At 79.6% G+C, this 1,098-nt stretch carries 1 protein-coding gene; it reads left to right on the forward strand.

Features of this window, described 5'->3' with window-relative positions:
• Positions 1–25 precede the first annotated feature (25 nt).
• A partial coding sequence (locus tag WCS02_RS20530; RefSeq protein ID WP_340296171.1) for a serine/threonine-protein kinase occupies positions 26–1,098 on the forward strand: 1,073 nt, incomplete at its 3' end.

The raw sequence follows: 1,098 nt of genomic DNA on the forward strand, positions 1-1,098 counted from the left end.
GCGTGCTGCGCGCGGCCGCCGGGGCGTGAGCGCCGCGCCCGAGCCCGGAGCCGTCGGTGCCCCGGCCGGCGCCGCGGCACCGGCCTTCGCGGGCCGCTACCGCTTCGTTGACCTGCTCGGCTCGGGCGGGATGGGCTCGGTGTGGCGGGTGTGGGACACCCGGGAGGCCCGCTACGTCGCGGCCAAGGTCCTGCGCCACGCCCGGGCCGACTCGCTCCTGCGGTTCGTGGCCGAGCAGAGCACCCGGGTGCGCGACCCGCACGTGCTGACCCCGCTCGGCTGGACGGCCGACGACGACCGGGTCCTGTTCACCATGGAGCTCGTCGACGGCGGGTCGGTCGCCGACCTGGTCGGCGACCACGGCGCGCTGCCGGCCGCCGCGGTCGTCGAGCTGCTGGACCAGCTGCTCGAGGCGCTCGGCGCGGTGCACGAGGCCGGGGTCGTGCACCGCGACGTCACCCCGGCCAACCTGCTGCTGCGGGCCACCGGCACCGGGCGCCCGCACCTGCTGCTGTCCGACTTCGGCGTCGCGGTCCGCGCCGACCTGCCCCGGCTCACGAGCACCGGCGAGGTGGTCGGGACGCCCGGGTACCTCGCCCCCGAGCTGCTCCGGGGCGACGACCCCGCCCCCGCGTCCGACCTCTACGCCGCCGGGGTGGTGGCCGTGGAGGCCCTCACCGGGCTGCGTCCGGGACCGAAGGACGGGTCTGACGACGTGGTCGGCCGGCTCGAGGCCACGGCGGCGCCGTGGCCCGTGCGCGCGGTGGTGCGGTCGCTGCTGGAGGTCGACCCCGCCCGGCGCCCGCCCGGTGCGGGGGAGGCGAGGGCCCGGCTGCTGCACGCGGCCGCGGGCTCCGAGGACCTGCTGCGACGGCCCCTGCGCGACGCGGGCGGAGATCCTCTCGAGGTGCTCCGGCAGCTGCCGCCGCTGCCGGAGGGCTGGGGGCCCGGGGGACCGGACGACAGCCGGGGCGGGACAGCGCCCACGGCGACGGTCTCTCCGCCGGCACCGGCTCCGGCGCCGGTCGCTCTGCCGGGCCCGACCGGCCCACCGCCGCAGCCGGCCGCGAGGGCACAGCGGTCCGGCTCCCCGCTCCC

This window comes from Aquipuribacter hungaricus (assembly GCF_037860755.1).
GTDB lineage: Bacteria > Actinomycetota > Actinomycetes > Actinomycetales > JBBAYJ01 > Aquipuribacter > Aquipuribacter hungaricus.